The sequence below is a fragment of the Micromonospora sp. CA-248089 genome (assembly GCF_050948515.1).
In the GTDB taxonomy this organism is placed as follows: domain Bacteria; phylum Actinomycetota; class Actinomycetes; order Mycobacteriales; family Micromonosporaceae; genus Micromonospora.
Genome location: NZ_CP192016.1, coordinates 479,102 through 492,954 on the forward strand (window position 1 = coordinate 479,102; position 13,853 = coordinate 492,954).

The following is a 13,853-nucleotide window of genomic DNA, read 5'->3' on the forward strand; positions in this document are numbered from 1 at the left end:
TAGATTGGCTAGCGATGCTAGAGTTCTGGTCATGTCGATTCGGGCGCGCCGGGAGCGGGAGCGGGCGGAAAGGGAACGGGCGATCGTCACCGCCGCCCGCGACCTGGCCGAGTCGGAGGGCTGGGACGCGGTCACCACCCGTCGGCTGGCCGCCGAGATCGAGTACAGCCAGCCCGTCCTCTACAGCCACTTCCGGGGCAAGGACGCCATCATGGCGGCCGTCGCCTTGGAGGGCTGCGCCGAGTTGGCCGTCGAGCTCGCCGCCGCCCGGGCCGCCGCGACCGACCCGCGGGCCGCGGTGGCCGGCATCGCCACGGCGTACGCCGCGTTCGCCGAACGCCGGCCCGCGCTCTACGACGCGATCTTCACCCTCCCTGTCACCCTCTCCTTCGCCAGCCAGGACACCCCGGTCGAACTGGTCCGGGCCTTCGCCGAGCTGGCCGAGACGCTGCGTCCGTTCGCCGGTGACGACGACCTCGAGACGTTCACCGAGACGTTCTGGAGCGGGCTGCACGGCCAGGTCACGCTGATGCGCGACGGCCGTCTGCGGCGGGCGGAACACGCGCGGCGGCTGGCCCTCCTGGTCGACCGGTTCACCCGGCTAGGGTGAGCTGACCGCCAGGGAGGAGCACACCCGATGGCCACCCGCGCACCCGCCGCCGTCGCGACCGACGAGCCGCTGCTGACCTACCTCGACGACGCCACCGGCGAGCGCACCGAGCTGACCGGGCCGCAACTGGGCGAGTGGACGGCCCGCAGCGCCGGACTCCTGCGCGACGGGTGCGGGCTGCGCCCCGGCGACCGCGTGGCGGTGCTGCTGCCGCCGCACTGGCGTACCGCGGCGGTGCTGCTCGGCGCCTGGTCGGTCGGGTTGACGGTGTCGTTCCGTCCCCGCGCTCTGGCCGGGCTGCCGGTGCTCGAGCCGGGCGCGGACCGGCCGTACGACGCGGTGTTCGTGACCCCGGAACGCCTTGACGACTGGCTGGAGGACGTACCCGAGGGGACACACCGCTACCTGGTGGGCACCGGGCCGGGGTCGCTCGGCGAGGTGCCGCCCGGCTGGCTGGACTGGTCGGCCGAGGTGCTGCGGCACCCCACCGACCCGCCGGACTACACCGCCGTCGACCCGTCCGGCCCGGCCACGGCGGACGGCACCAGCTTCGGCGCGTGGCGACGCCTGGCCGCCGAGATCGCCACCCAGATGGACCTGCATCCCGGTGACCGCCTCGTGGTCGACCCGACCGAGGACGAGCAGCCCTTGAAGTGGCTGCTGGCCCCTCTGTCCGCCCGAGCCACAGTCCTGATCCACGCCACCTCCGCCTCTTCGCCTCGCTGATCTTGCAGTTGCGGCCCCTCAGGTGCCGGTTTTGTGGCTCTTGCCGAGGCCGTAACTGCAAGATCAACGGCGTTCCTGGCGTCTCGCGTCGACCCCCGACACCCTCGTCTCTCGCTGCGGGCGGCGAGGTGGCCGCGCGCGGCTCTCGCCCGGGCTGCCCACGTACTCGCGTTGATCTTGGAGTTGTGGCACCTCGCGTAAGTCGCGAAGCGGGCATCTGAGGCGCCATAACTCCAAGATCGGCGCGGGTTGGGCGGGCGGCGGGGTGGGCGGCGAGCGGGGTGGGCGGGTGGGGAATCTGGTTGACCGTGGGGGGCCGGGTGGGGCCTACTGCGTCGGAGTGCTGGACCGTCGGGTCGGGCGGAGTGGCGGGAGTGGGCGTGGGTGGGACGGATGCGCTTCTGTGGCGGGAGTTCGGCGACGACGACCTGCCCGCGCTGACCGGTCTGGCGCAGGCGTGCCTCGCCACTGACGGCGGGTTGCCGCTGTTCGGGCGTACCCCGTTGGTGCGGGCGCGGCTGCTCCAGACGCGTACCCACGGGGCGTGGTCCGGCGGCGACCTGGTTGCGGCCGTCGGGGTCGGCGACGGGCGGACGCCGGCCACCGCCACCGGCCTGGTGCACCCCGCGTGGCGCGGTCGCGGGCTCGGCGGCGCGCTGCTCGACTGGGCCGAGAAGCACGCCGGCGACGCTGGACTGCTGGTCACCACGGAGACGTGGAACGCGGGCGCGGAGGAGTTGTTCGCCGCACGCGACTACACGCGGACGTTCCTGGAGTGGGTGCTGCGGCACGGCCTCGACGCGTTGCCCGAGGTCGCCGCGCCGGACGGGGTGACGGTGGAGCCTGCCGCGCTGGGGCCGGAGCTGTTCGCCACCTACCGCGCGTCGTTCGCCGACCGGCCCGGATTCGTCGAGCCGGAGGCCGACGAGTGGCTGGGTGACCTGCGCGACGACGAGGACTTCCGGCCGGAGCTGACGCTGCTCGCGCGCGGCCCGGACGGCGCGGCGGCCGGCTTCGTCACGGTGCTCGACAACTGGATCGACCAGATCGGCGTGGTGCCCGGGTGGCGCGGGCGGCGAGTCGGCGCGTACCTGGTGGCGCGTGTGCTGCGCGGCCTCGCCGACGCGGGCGCGGACGCCGCGTGGCTCTGCGTGAACGACGACAACCCGGCGGCCGGGCTGTACCGGCGGCTCGGCTTCCGCGACTTCGGCCGCCGCGCCCGCTACCTCCATGACTGAGCCGACGCGGGAGGCCGTCCTGCGTGGGCTGGCGGCACTGCGGGCGCAGGGCTGCCCGATCGTCGCCGACCCGCAGTGCCACGAACGGCTCGCCGACGTCGGCCTGCGCCGCTGGCGCAGCGTCGCGCACCGGCACCGGGGGCGGCGGCTCAGCCGGGACCAGCGCATCCAAGATCTGGTACGCGGACTGGTCGCCGCGTTCGAGCCGGACCGTGCGCTGGTCGGGCCGCTGGTACGCGACTACGAGTGCGTGGCGCGGGTGATCGCCGACGCGATGACACCGATTGACCCCTAGTGGTACTACTGGCGGTACCATGGTCTGGTGTCGTCCATAGCCAGGCTCGTTGAAGCGATGCGCAAGGCAGGCCGGCACGTTCCACGCCGTGTTCAAGATGCCGTGGGCGGGAGACCCGCGCGTCAACATCCAGGACGACAAGGGCAAGGCCAAGGCCTATCAGGTACGGCAGGTGCTCAAGGCGATCGACAAGAAGGAGGCCATGTGATGTCCGAGTCCCGTCCCGAGATCTCGCACTACACGTACCGCGTCACCTGGTCCCTCGAAGACCTGGAGTTCGTGGCCACCTGCGCCGAGTTCCCGTCTCTATCCTGGCTCGCCAGCACCCAGATCGAGGCGCTCCAGGGGCTTCAGGAGATGCTGCGTGAGGTGATCGCCGACATGGCCGAACAGGGCGAGCAGATCCCGGAGCCGCTGTCCGAGCGCAGGTACTCGGGCAAGTTCAACCTGCGGGTCGGCGAGAGCCTGCACCGAGAGTTGGCCATCCACGCCGCCGAGGAAGGCATGAGCCTGAACCAGTACTTGCTAAGGAAGCTGAGCGCCGCCTGAACCGTCCCGGAGCGGTCCCTGCCGGGGACTGTTGCCGATGCCCATTGACGTGGTCTTATGTCGGGAACGACGACGTCATCGATCCGCAGCTTTGACAACCCCGCGTCGGTACTCCTTTCATGCCTTCCGAAAGGTGCAACGATGCACAGGAAACCGACGATCCACCTGGCAGTGCTCGTCGCTGCCGCCGCCACCTTCCTGACCGCCGGAGGGGCCTCCGCCACGCCCGCACCCGTGGCCGCCTCCCCGATGGTCGCCGAGTGCGAGCCGGGCGCGGACAGCCACAGCGCCGCCCGGGTACGCGAGGGCGCCACCGCCAAGGAGCCCGCGCTCTACTCGACGAACGAGGCCAAGGCGTACGGCGTCATCAAGGACTCGCCGCGCCTCGCAAACGGCAGCGTCACCGTGCCGACGATCTTCCACATGATCTCCGACCACGAGCTGAGCGCGGCCGAGAAGGCTCGCTGGAACACGCTCATCTCGGCGCAGATGACGGTGCTCAACGACTCGTTCGCGGGTCGTACCGCGGCCGACGCCTCGGACACGCCGTTCCGCTTCTCGCTGGTCGACACCACGTGGACCGTGAACAGCGCCTGGTACACGGTGGTGCCGGGCAAGAACGAGCGGGACATGAAGAAGGCGCTCTACACCGGTGACTCGCGCACCCTGAACGTCTACGCGGCGAACATCGGGGACGGGCTGCTCGGCTGGGCGTACTTCCCGAAGGGCTACAACAACGGCCGCGACTACATGGACGGCGTGGTGATGCTCGACGAGTCGATGCCGGGCGGCACGGCCGGCAAGTACGCGCTCGGCGACACGCTGACGCACGAGGTCGGGCACTGGCTGATGCTGGAGCACACGTTCGCGCACGGCTGTTCCGCGTCCGGCGACTTCGTGGCCGACACGCCGCGTGAGGCGGCGCCGCAGTTCAACTGCCCGATCGGGGCGGACACCTGCACCGCGCCGGGGCTGGACCCGATCCACAACTTCATGGACTACACGCAGGACTCCTGCATGAACATGTTCACCCCGGGCCAGGCCGACCGGATGAGCGACGCCTGGGTCGCGTTCCGCGCCAGCGGCAAGGGCTGACCGCGGGACCGGGCGGGCCGCGCCACAGCGGCCCGCCCGGCACGCCGGTCAGTCGACAGTGGGCAGCGGCGGTCCGAGCACGTCGTCGGCGTCCACGATGGTGTACGCGTACCCCTGCTCGGCCAGGAACCGCTGCCGGTGCGCGGCGTACTCGGTGTCGATGGTGTCCCGGGAGACCACCGTGTAGAAGTGCGCCTGCCGGCCGTCGGCCTTCGGCCGCAGCACCCGGCCGAGCCGCTGCGCCTCCTCCTGCCGGGAGCCGAACGTGCCGGACACCTGGATCGCCACCGCCGCCTCGGGCAGGTCGATGGAGAAGTTGCCGACCTTCGAGAGCACCAGCGTCCGCAACGAGCCGGAGCGGAACGCGTCGAACAGCCGCTCGCGTTCCTTGTTCGTGGTGGAGCCCTGCACGATCGGCGCGTCCAGGTATTCGCCGAGCTGGTGCAGCTGGTCGAGGAACCCGCCGATGACGAGGACCTGCTCGTCCGGGTGCCGGTCCACCAGCGCGCGCACCACAGGCAGCTTCGTGCGGGCGGTCGCCGCCATCCGGTAGCGCTCCTCGGCCTCCGCCGTCGCGTATGCCAGCCGCTCGGCGTCGGTGAGCGTCACCCGTACCTCGGTGCACTCCGCCGGGGCGATCCAGCCCTGCTGCTCGATGTCCTTCCACGGCGCGTCGTACCGCTTCGGGCCGATCAGGCTGAACACGTCGCCCTCACGGCCGTCCTCGCGTACCAGAGTCGCGGTGAGGCCGAGCCGGCGGCGGGCCTGGAGGTCCGCCGTGAAGCGGAAGATCGGCGCGGGCAGCAGGTGCACCTCGTCGTAGACGACCAGGCCCCAGTCGCGGGCGCCGAACAGGTCCAGGTGGGTGAACGCGCCGCCGCGCCGCGAGGTGAGCACCTGGTACGTGGCGATGGTGACCGGGCGGATCTCCTTGCGCTCGCCCGAGTACTCGCCGATCTCCTCCTCGGTCAGCGACGTGCGGGCGATCAGTTCCCGCTTCCACTGCCGTCCGGCCACCGTGTTGGTGACCAGGATCAGCGTGGTCGCCTTCGCCTCGGCCATCGCCGCCGCGCCGACGAGTGTCTTGCCGGCGCCGCAGGGCAGCACCACCACGCCGGAGCCGCCGGCCCAGAACGCCTCGACGGCTTCCCGCTGGTACGACCGCAGCGTCCACGGCTTGCCGCCGTCCTTACCGGACTCGGCCAGCTCGATCGGGTGCGCCTCGCCGTCCACGTACCCGGCCAGGTCTTCCGCCGGCCAGCCCAGCTTGAGCAGCGCCTGCTTGAGCCGGCCCCGCTCGGACGGGTGCACCGCGATCGTGTCGTCGTCGATCTTGGTGCCGAGCATGCCGGCGAGCTTCTTGCTCTTGGCCACCTCGATCAGCACCACCCGGTCCAGCGCGCGCAGCACCAGGCCGTGCACCGGGTCGTTGGCGAGCTGGAGCCGGCCGTACCGGTCCATCGTCTCGGCCACGTCGACGAGCAGCCCGTGCGGCACCGGGTAGCGGGAGTACTTGATCAGCGAGTCGACCACGCCCTCGGCGTCGTGGCCGGCGGCCCGCGCGTTCCACAGGCCCAGCGGCGTGAGCCGGTACGTGTGCACGTGCTCGGGGGAGCGTTCCAGCTCGGCGAAGGGCGCGATCGCCATCCGGCACGCCTGCGCGTCGGGGTGATCCACCTCCAGCAGCAGCGTCTTGTCCGACTGCACGATCAGTGGTCCACCGCTCACGCCAGCGTCCTCTCGCATCGCCCGGAACCCCCGCCCAGACCCCGGCTGACCTGCCGCAGGCCGACCATCCAGTGTTGCACGCCGGAGGGCGCCGCAAAAAAGTCTCGCTGGACAGGCAACGTCATACTCGTCCCACACGTCTAGCAATCGGGACGACTGTCCAGGGAGGGCCCATGCAGCGTGTCCGGTTTCTCGCACGGGCCACCGCCCTGGCGGTGGTCGTGCTGGTCGGTGTCGGCGCCTGCGCGCTCGATCCGCAGGCGGACGGCGCCGGGGGGAGCACCCCCGGCCCGGTCGGGCTGACGGAGGGCGCATCGGGGGCGAGCGCGTCGCCCACGCCGGAACAGCCGGTCACGTCCCCGTCGGCGCAGCCGAGCCGGACGGCCTCGCCGAAACCCTCCCGGTCGCCGGAGGCGACGAAGACGACGAAGCCCAAGCCGAAGCCGAGCGCGTCCGCCGGGTGCCCGCAGGGGGAGCACCAGCGGGCCGTGGAGACGTACCTGACCCGGCTGGGCGGCTTCGGGACGCTGACCGTGGACGGCGAGCAGTCCGCCGCCGACTGCGCGGCGATCAAGAAGTTCCAGGTCCGGTACGGGATCAGCCCGTCCTCCGGTCGCGCCGGTCCCACCACGTACGACGTGGCGAAGCGGCTCGCCGCCACCGACACCGCGCGGTGCAAGGCTGGTTCCCGGCTCACCTTCTGCGTCGACCTGACCCGGCAGACGGTCTGGGCGATGCGCGGCGGGAAGGTGGTGATGGGTCCGACCGTCACGCGCACCGGCATGTCGGGCTACGCCACCCCGGCCGGTACGTACTCGGTGGGCCGGAAGAACCCGCGCGAGTGGTCCAACCCGTACGAGGTGTGGCTGCCGTACTGGCAGCAGTTCAACGGCGGGATCGGCTTCCACGAGACCACCACCTACCTGCACAACGGCGCGATCGGCTCGCACGGCTGCGTGAACCTGCTGCACCGCGACGCGGTACGCCTCTGGGAGCTGGGTTCGGTCGGCACCCGCGTGGTCGTGATCGGCCGCCGCCCCGGGACCTGAGCGCGCCGGAACCCGTCCCACCCGTGACCGGACCGCCCGGATCAGGGTTTTAACCCCTGTCCGCGCGCTCCGGTTGGTGTAACCCTGGAAGCCGGGTCCATGCCGGGACGGGGAGGGACTGCCATGACCGTTGACCAGGACGTGCTTCCCGAGGACGAACGGGCGCGGCAGCAGGAGGTGCCCACGGCGGTGGTGCTCGCCTACGCGGCTGCCGCCGCGGGGGTGTTCGGCTGGTTCCTGTTCGGGCTGCTCGTGCAGCAGCAGGGCTTCGTCGACTCGGTGGGTGAGGCGGCCGGTACCGCGTTCGCGTTGCTGCTGGCCGTGTCGGTGATCGGCACGCTGCGCCGCAACGGGGAGTAGCTCACTCCTCCAGCACCGCCGCCGTGATCCGGTGCAGGGCGAACGTGTGCAGCATCTCCGTCCGGTCGTCCTCGGCGCGCAGGTAGCCGGCACCGATCGACACCGGCCGGACCAGCCGGGACGCGGTCGCCCCGTGCGCGTCGACGTAGCCCACCCAGACCAGCGCCTTGTCCCGTACCGCCTGCTGGAGCACCGCCAGCGCGTCGCCGTGCCCGGACACGGGCGCCGGACCGGCCGCCGCCGGGCCGCCGCGAACCACCGCCGGGGCGCGCCGGGCCGCCCGGGCCGCCGCCTCGCCCCGCCGGATCTGCTCCACCACGCCGAGCAGGCGGGGCATCGGCAGCTTCGGCGTGGCGAGCGGGTCGACCGCACGACCGATCGCGGTACGGGCCGGCGCCCGCCGGGTCTTCGGCCGCGTCAGCACTGTCGCGCCACTGGCGTCCTCGGGCACCGGGGCGTACCCGGCGTCGCGCAACGCGGTGAGCATCCGGTTGACCTGGTACGGGGTGACCAGCACCGTCGGCGCGAGCCGGCGGAACGCCAGCGGCTCCAGTCGCCGGTCCGCCTGCACCTCGCTGAGCAGCGCCTCGTCGTCGCTGCGCACGTACGCGCCGGACGAGCCGACGCGCAGCCCGCCGTGCTTGCGGGCCACGTCGTCGACCAGGTAGGTCAGGCCCTGCGGCACCGGGGTACGCGACCGGCGGCGGAACAGCGCGTGCAGGTCGTCGGCGGTGTAGCCGGCGTCCAGCGCCCGCCTGATGCTCGCCGTGGTGACCCGGTGCACGCTGGCTCCGCCGGCCGACTCGTGCTCGGCCACCACGTCCAGTTCGGCGGCGAGCGCCGGGTCGGGCGGGCCGGGCACCACCACCGTCAGGTCGGCCTGCACCAGCACGTGGTCGACCGGCGCGGGCAGCAGCCCGTCCAGCGCCCGTACCGTCGTCGAGGCGTCGCCCGACTCGGCGTCGGAGCGCAACCCGAGGGGGTCGTCACCGCGCTCGTCGGCCTCGGTCAGCTCGGCGAGCAGCAGCCGCCCGTACGTGGTGAGCGCGCCGAGCCCGGTCACGCCCAGCGTGGCGGCCTCGGCGAGCACCTCCCGGTGCGCCGTCTCCCGGCCCCGGGCCCGCCGTGGCGCACGCCAGTCCAGCAGTTCCAGCACTTCGTCGGTGGTCGGCGCGGTGCCGGCCGGCAGGTCGGCCAGCACGGCGAGCACCGCACGACGGGCGGCCGGCGCACCGGCTCGTTCCGCCTCGGCGGAGAGCACCGAGATGGGCCGGTCCCGGTCGTCGCGCTGCCCGATCAGGCCGGCCTGGCGGGGCATCGACATCCAGGCGCGGGCGAGCTGCTCCCAGCGCTGGGCCAGCGACACCGCGCGCCACACCTCGTACCCGCCGGTGGGCAGGATCTGCTGGTCGCCGCCGTACCGGGTGGTGGCCGCGCCGGTCAGCTCCATCTCCCCGGTCAGCCCGGCCGCGTACGCCACCTCGAACAGCAGCGCGGTGGTCGTCTCGTCCAGCCCGAGGCCACGGGCGAGCCGCCGCAGGTCGCGAACGCCGACGCCGCCGGAACGCAGCACCGGGGCCGGTTCGGCCGTCAGCGCCTCCAGCATCGCCTCGGTGTGCCGGACCACCTCCATGGTCTGCCCGGCACCGGCCGAGTCGACGGACTTGACCTCGCGCGGCGGGCCGGACACCACCGGCGGGCTGGTGCGCAGCGGGCCGAGCGGACCGGAGTCGCGGCGCAGCACCAGCCCCACCTCGCGGGGCAGCTCGACGGTGCCGTTGCGGCCGCCGGACATCCGGACCAGGAGCCGATGCTCGACCAGCCAGCGGATCGGGGAGCCGGTCGGCGCGCCGCCGTTCACCAGGTCGGGCGGGAGCACGTCCTCGGCGCCGGTGGCGGGGGCCTCCAGCGCCCCGGGCGCCACGGTCCCGACCGGCGGCCCGGCGGCGAGCCGGTCCAGGACCGCCCGGGCCGAGGGCGGCGCGGACAGCAGCGTCCGCCGCAGCTTCGCCGGGTCCGCGCAGAGGGCCGCCGCGCGCGGGTCCAGCTCCGCCGCCGGTCGGCCGAGCCCCGCCGGGTACGGGGACACCTCGTCGATGCCACCGGCCACGCACAGGGCGTGCTCGGGGCCGTACAGCAGGAACCGGGCCCGGAGGCGGTCGACGGCGGCGCGGACCGCTGTGGGTGCGGGCGGGTGCGGCCCGGCGGTGGCCATGGCCAGGATCTGGTCGGTGGAGGTGGTGCCCTCGGGGCCACGGGTGAGCCGGGCGGCGTCGAGGATTCCGAGGGTGAACTGGTCCAGCCCGTCGAGCACCCGGGCCACGGAGACCCGGGACTGGGCGCGCAGGGCGAGGGCGGACACGTCGGCCGGCACCGGCACGACGAGGTCCGGCCGCAGCTGGAGCAGGGCGGCAAGCGACTCGTCGGGGAGGGCCCGCAGGTGGTCGGCGAGTGAGGTGGTCATCGTCGTACCACGCTAGCCCGCTGGGTAGGTTCTCGGCATGCCTCCGCTGATGGTCGGCTTCGACCTCGACATGACACTGGTCGACTCCCGCCCGGGGATCGCCGCCGCGTTCCGGGCGCTCACCGCCCGCACGGGGGTGCACGTGGACGGGGAACTGGCCGTGTCGCGGCTGGGCCCGCCGCTGCGGACCGAGCTGGCGCACTGGTTCCCGCCGGAGCGCGTCGAGGAGGCGGTGACGCTCTACCGGGAGCTGTATCCGGCGTACGCGATCACCCCGACCGTGCCGATGCCGGGTGCGGAGGCCGCGCTGCGCGCGGTGCAGGCGCGCGGCGGCCGGACGATGGTGGTGACCGCGAAGATGGGCCGGCTGGCGAAGCTGCACCTGGACCACCTCGGGCTGCCCGTGGACGAGCTGGCCGGGGACGTGTTCGCGGAGCAGAAGGCGGTCGCGTTGCGCGAGCACGGCGCGACGCTCTACGTGGGCGATCACGTGGCCGACATGGCCGCCGCGCGAGCTGCGGGAATCCCAGGCGTGGCAGTGGCGACCGGCCCGTGCTCGGCCGACGAACTGACCGAGGCCGGGGCGTACCTGGTGCTTGATGATCTCGTCGAATTCCCGAGGGCGCTGGACCGGATCATCGGGCTAGCCTTGGAGGGGTAGACGGTTCGAGTGGAGCGGGGTTCAACAGGTGCCGACGGGTCGAGTGAAGTGGTACGACGCCGCCAAGGGGTACGGGTTCGTCACCAGTGACGAGGGTGGCGACGTGTTCCTGCCGAAGGGCGCGCTACCGGCGGGTGTCGCCGACCTGAAGGGTGGCCAGCGGGTCGATTTCAGCGTGGTCGACAGCCGGCGGGGCGCCCAGGCGATGGGGGTCAAGCTGCTGGAGGCGCCGCCGTCGGTGGCGGAGCTGCGCCGCCGGCCGGCCGAGGAACTCCACGGCCTGGTGGAAGACATGATCAAGGTGCTGGAGGCGAAGGTCCAGCCGGACCTGCGCCGGGGTCGCTTCCCGGATCGGAAGACCTCCCAGAAGATCGCTCAGCTGGTCCACGCGGTGGCGCGCGAGCTGGAGGTCTGAGGGACGAGCCCGGCGTCGGCGGCCCGGCCCAGCAGCGCCTCCACGGCGGCGAAGCCGGCCTCTCCCAGGTCGGCGGTGAACTCGTTGACGTAGAGGCCGATGTGCCGGTCCACCACGTCGGGCTCCATCTCCTGCGCGTGGGCGAGGACGTACTCGCGGCTCGCAGCCGGGTCGGCCCACGCCTGGCGTACCGACTCGCGGATCCAGGCGGCGGCCTCGACCGGGTCGACAGCGCCCCGGCGGGCCAGGATCGCGCCCAGCGGGATCGGCAGCCCGGTGTCGCCCTCCCACCACTCGCCCAGGTCGACCAGCGCGGTCAGCCCGTGTCGCGGGTAGGTGAAGCGCGCCTCGTGGATGACCAGGCCCGCGTCGTACCGGCCGGCGGCCACGCCCGGCATGATCTCGTGGAACGGCACCACCTCGATGCGTGCCGGGGCCTGGTCGGCCGCCCAGAGGCGGAACAGCAGGTACGCGGTGGTCCGCTCGCCGGGCACCGCCACCGTCGCGCCGGACAGGTCGGTCCGGTCACCGCGGGTCAGCACCAGCGGGCCGCAGCCCCGGCCCAGCGCGCCGCCGCAGGGCAGCAGGTGGTAGTCGTCGAGCAGCCACGGCAGCGCGGCGTAGCTGACCTTCACCAGGTCGAACGCCCCACGCTCGGCGGCGGTGTTGGTGACGTCGACGTCGGCGTAGGTCACCTCGACCGGCGGCGCGCCCGGCACCCGGCCGTGCACCAGGGCGTCGAAGACGAACGTGTCGTTGGGGCAGGGGGAGATCGCCAGGGAGAGCGCCACGGTCCCACCGTAACCCCGGCACCCGGGCCGCCCGTCACAGCGTCCGGTGTGACGTCCAGCCGTTCCGGTGCAGCCGCTCGATGCCGTCGAGCAGCAGGTCCAGGGCGAACTCGAACTCGAACTGGTCGTCGCAGCCCGGCCCGACGACCGAGTCGTCGTCGTGGGACGCCGCGGTGGCGATGGCCGCGAGGTTCGGGAACCGGGCGGCCATCTCCGGCGGCAGATCGGCCGGGGCCTCCGGCACGGGCGCGCCGGATCGGCCGGCCTGCCGGGAGGTGTCGAACAGTTCCTGGCTGAAGCCCAGCACCCGGCTGCCCAGCGCGTGCATGACGTGGTGGGCCAGGTCGGTGGAGAACCCGCCCGCCCGCAGCGCGCCCACAGTCGAGTCGAGGTAGGCCAGGACGGCCGGCGTGGGCGCGGTGCGGGACTCGATCGCCAGCGACGCCCAGGGGTGACGGAGCAGCATCCGCCGCGCCGACAGGATGCGCCGGCGGACCGCCTGCTTCCAGTCGCCGGGCGTCGGCGGGTCGATCTCCGCGACGACCATGTCGATCATGCCGTCGAGCAGTTCGTCCTTGTTCGCCACGTGCTTGTAGAGGGCCATCGGCACGACGCCCAGCTCCTGCGCGAGGTTGCGCATGCTCAGCGACTCGATCCCGGTCCGGTCGGCGAGCGCGACGGCGGTACGCAGGACGCGATCCCTGGTCAGCGGCGTCCGGCGCACCGTCTCCACCTGCTCAGCCATGTCGTCCCCAGTCCCTCCCGGTGGCCGTTGACACAGTAACCGTCTTGACGGGTGTACGGCGTACACCTAGCCTGGTCCCATCAGGGTGTACGCCGTACACCTGGGAGGGAGCAGGGACATGAAGGCGATCGTCCAGGACCGGTACGGCCCCCCGGAGACACTCGCGCTCGCCGATGTCGAGACGCCCGAACCCGGCCCCGGCGACGTCCTCGTGCGGGTCGAGGCCGCCGCCGTGAACGCGTACGACTGGCACGTCATGCGCGGCGACCCCCGGCTGTCGCGGCTGGCGCTCGGCCTCGGGCGGCCCCGGGCCCGCATCCGTGGCCGCGACGTCGCCGGCCGGGTCGAGGCCGTCGGCGCCCAGGTCCGGCACGTACGCCCCGGCGACGCCGTCTTCGGCGACCTCGGCGAGGCCGACGGCGCGTTCGCCGAGTACGTCCGCGTGCCCGAGCACCTGGTCGCGCCGCGGCCGGCGAACCTGACGCCGGCGCAGGCAGCGTCCCTGCCGCTCGCCGGCGTCACCGCGCTCCAGGGTCTGCGCGACGCCGGGCAGGTCCGGCCCGGCCACCGCGTCCTGATCAACGGGGCCTCCGGCGGCGTCGGCACGCTCGCCGTCCAGTTGGCCAAGGCGCTCGGCGCGACGGTGACCGGCGTGTGCCGCACCCGCAACGTCGCGCTGGTCCGCTCGCTCGGCGCGGACCACGTGGTCGACTACACCCGCGACGACTTCACCCGCGACGGGCGCCGCTACGAGGTGGTGTTCGACCTGGTCGGCAACCGTTCCCTGACCGCGTTGCGGCGGGCGCTGACGCCGGGCGGGACGCTCGTGCTCTCCGGTGGCGGCGTCTACCGCGGCGGCAGCCTGCTCGGCCCGATCGGGCTGCTGGCGCGGGGACGGTTGCTGGCACCGGTTGTCCGGCAGCGCGTCGTCGTCCTCGCCACGTCACCCGGCCGGGCGCACCTCGACGTGCTGCGCGAGCACGCCGAGGCGGGCCGGCTCGCGCCCGTGATCGACCGGACGTACCCGCTGCGCGAGGTGCCCGAGGCCATCCGCTACCTGGAAAGCGAGCACGCGCGAGCCAAGGTCGTCATCACGGTCTGACCCGTCGTCCCCAGCCCGGCGACTT

General features: G+C 73.2%; 16 protein-coding genes. 12 read left to right on the forward strand and 4 right to left on the reverse strand.

Features of this window, described 5'->3' with window-relative positions:
• Positions 1–31 precede the first annotated feature (31 nt).
• The 7 genes from ACQP26_RS02385 (at position 32) to ACQP26_RS02415 (ending at position 4,513) form a co-directional block, all read left to right on the forward strand.
• Complete coding sequence (locus ACQP26_RS02385; protein WP_269702706.1) at positions 32–610, forward strand: TetR/AcrR family transcriptional regulator; 579 nt, start codon at positions 32–34, stop codon at positions 608–610.
• A 27-nt stretch (positions 611–637) separates the two neighbouring features.
• Positions 638–1,336, forward strand: a complete 699-nt coding sequence (locus tag ACQP26_RS02390) for a TIGR03089 family protein (RefSeq protein ID WP_269702704.1) — start codon at positions 638–640, stop codon at positions 1,334–1,336.
• Positions 1,337–1,716: 380 nt separating this feature from the next.
• Positions 1,717–2,574 carry a GNAT family N-acetyltransferase gene (locus ACQP26_RS02395; protein WP_433494812.1) on the forward strand — a complete coding sequence of 286 codons (858 nt, stop codon included), beginning with the start codon at positions 1,717–1,719 and terminating at the stop codon, positions 2,572–2,574.
• A complete protein-coding gene (locus ACQP26_RS02400) occupies positions 2,567–2,869 on the forward strand; it encodes a hypothetical protein (protein ID WP_433494813.1) in 303 nt (100 codons plus the stop codon). The genes ACQP26_RS02395 and ACQP26_RS02400 overlap by 8 nt, the downstream gene beginning before the upstream one ends.
• Positions 2,870–2,918: 49 nt before the next feature.
• Positions 2,919–3,077 carry a hypothetical protein gene (locus ACQP26_RS02405; RefSeq protein WP_433494814.1) on the forward strand — a complete coding sequence of 53 codons (159 nt, stop codon included), beginning with the start codon at positions 2,919–2,921 and terminating at the stop codon, positions 3,075–3,077.
• The gene (locus tag ACQP26_RS02410; RefSeq protein WP_433494815.1) at positions 3,077–3,418 is read left to right on the forward strand and encodes a type II toxin-antitoxin system HicB family antitoxin; all 342 of its coding nucleotides are present in this window, start codon (positions 3,077–3,079) and stop codon (positions 3,416–3,418) included. The genes ACQP26_RS02405 and ACQP26_RS02410 overlap by 1 nt, the downstream gene beginning before the upstream one ends.
• Positions 3,419–3,559: 141 nt before the next feature.
• Positions 3,560–4,513, forward strand: coding sequence for a zinc metalloprotease (locus ACQP26_RS02415; protein ID WP_433494816.1), 954 nt, complete (start codon positions 3,560–3,562; stop codon positions 4,511–4,513).
• 48 nt (positions 4,514–4,561) lie between these two features.
• Here ACQP26_RS02415 and ACQP26_RS02420 read toward each other — a convergent pair whose 3' ends face one another.
• Positions 4,562–6,241 carry a DNA repair helicase XPB gene (locus ACQP26_RS02420; RefSeq protein WP_269702697.1) on the reverse strand — a complete coding sequence of 560 codons (1,680 nt, stop codon included), beginning with the start codon at positions 6,239–6,241 and terminating at the stop codon, positions 4,562–4,564.
• Between the two features lie 173 nt (positions 6,242–6,414).
• On the opposite strand from ACQP26_RS02420, the gene ACQP26_RS02425 reads away from it, so the two are divergent.
• Both ACQP26_RS02425 and ACQP26_RS02430 read left to right on the forward strand, forming a co-directional pair.
• The gene (locus tag ACQP26_RS02425; protein ID WP_269702696.1) at positions 6,415–7,290 is read left to right on the forward strand and encodes a L,D-transpeptidase family protein; all 876 of its coding nucleotides are present in this window, start codon (positions 6,415–6,417) and stop codon (positions 7,288–7,290) included.
• Between the two features lie 123 nt (positions 7,291–7,413).
• Complete coding sequence (locus ACQP26_RS02430) at positions 7,414–7,650, forward strand: hypothetical protein (RefSeq protein ID WP_269702695.1); 237 nt, start codon at positions 7,414–7,416, stop codon at positions 7,648–7,650.
• Between the two features lies 1 nt (position 7,651).
• On the opposite strand, the gene ACQP26_RS02435 is transcribed toward ACQP26_RS02430, so the two are convergent.
• On the reverse strand, positions 7,652–10,114 hold the full coding sequence (locus ACQP26_RS02435; protein ID WP_433494817.1) for a helicase-associated domain-containing protein: 2,463 nt from the start codon (positions 10,112–10,114) through the stop codon (positions 7,652–7,654).
• 37 nt (positions 10,115–10,151) lie between these two features.
• Here ACQP26_RS02435 and ACQP26_RS02440 point away from each other — a divergent pair, with 37 nt between their 5' ends.
• Entirely contained in the window at positions 10,152–10,775 is a 624-nt protein-coding gene (locus tag ACQP26_RS02440) for an HAD family hydrolase (protein ID WP_262015387.1), read from the forward strand.
• A gap of 28 nt (positions 10,776–10,803) precedes the next feature.
• Positions 10,804–11,190, forward strand: coding sequence for a cold-shock protein (locus ACQP26_RS02445; RefSeq protein WP_030503574.1), 387 nt, complete (start codon positions 10,804–10,806; stop codon positions 11,188–11,190).
• On the opposite strand, the gene ACQP26_RS02450 is transcribed toward ACQP26_RS02445, so the two are convergent.
• Together ACQP26_RS02450 and ACQP26_RS02455 are read right to left on the reverse strand one after the other, a co-directional pair.
• Complete coding sequence (locus ACQP26_RS02450) at positions 11,151–11,981, reverse strand: 1,4-dihydroxy-6-naphthoate synthase (RefSeq protein ID WP_281579200.1); 831 nt, start codon at positions 11,979–11,981, stop codon at positions 11,151–11,153. The genes ACQP26_RS02445 and ACQP26_RS02450 overlap by 40 nt on opposite strands.
• A gap of 34 nt (positions 11,982–12,015) precedes the next feature.
• Positions 12,016–12,726 (reverse strand): TetR/AcrR family transcriptional regulator, encoded by a 711-nt coding sequence (locus ACQP26_RS02455; protein WP_433494818.1) that lies wholly within the window; start codon positions 12,724–12,726, stop codon positions 12,016–12,018.
• A 118-nt stretch (positions 12,727–12,844) separates the two neighbouring features.
• On the opposite strand from ACQP26_RS02455, the gene ACQP26_RS02460 reads away from it, so the two are divergent.
• Positions 12,845–13,828, forward strand: a complete 984-nt coding sequence (locus tag ACQP26_RS02460) for an NAD(P)-dependent alcohol dehydrogenase (RefSeq protein WP_433494819.1) — start codon at positions 12,845–12,847, stop codon at positions 13,826–13,828.
• The last annotated feature ends 25 nt before the right edge of the window (positions 13,829–13,853 follow it).

Excerpts from the sequence above, each read along its gene's own strand:
- ACQP26_RS02385 (WP_269702706.1), top strand. The coding sequence starts at position 32 with ATGTCGATTCGGGCGCGCCGGGAGCGGGAGCGGGCGGAAAGGGAACGG.
- ACQP26_RS02455 (WP_433494818.1), bottom strand. The coding sequence starts at position 12,726 with ATGGCTGAGCAGGTGGAGACGGTGCGCCGGACGCCGCTGACCAGGGAT.
- ACQP26_RS02440 (WP_262015387.1), top strand. The coding sequence starts at position 10,152 with ATGCCTCCGCTGATGGTCGGCTTCGACCTCGACATGACACTGGTCGAC.
- ACQP26_RS02400 (WP_433494813.1), top strand. The coding sequence starts at position 2,567 with ATGACTGAGCCGACGCGGGAGGCCGTCCTGCGTGGGCTGGCGGCACTG.
- ACQP26_RS02430 (WP_269702695.1), top strand. The coding sequence starts at position 7,414 with ATGACCGTTGACCAGGACGTGCTTCCCGAGGACGAACGGGCGCGGCAG.
- ACQP26_RS02460 (WP_433494819.1), top strand. The coding sequence starts at position 12,845 with ATGAAGGCGATCGTCCAGGACCGGTACGGCCCCCCGGAGACACTCGCG.
- ACQP26_RS02410 (WP_433494815.1), top strand. The coding sequence starts at position 3,077 with ATGTCCGAGTCCCGTCCCGAGATCTCGCACTACACGTACCGCGTCACC.
- ACQP26_RS02415 (WP_433494816.1), top strand. The coding sequence starts at position 3,560 with ATGCACAGGAAACCGACGATCCACCTGGCAGTGCTCGTCGCTGCCGCC.
- ACQP26_RS02435 (WP_433494817.1), bottom strand. The coding sequence starts at position 10,114 with ATGACCACCTCACTCGCCGACCACCTGCGGGCCCTCCCCGACGAGTCG.
- ACQP26_RS02390 (WP_269702704.1), top strand. The coding sequence starts at position 638 with ATGGCCACCCGCGCACCCGCCGCCGTCGCGACCGACGAGCCGCTGCTG.
- ACQP26_RS02425 (WP_269702696.1), top strand. The coding sequence starts at position 6,415 with ATGCAGCGTGTCCGGTTTCTCGCACGGGCCACCGCCCTGGCGGTGGTC.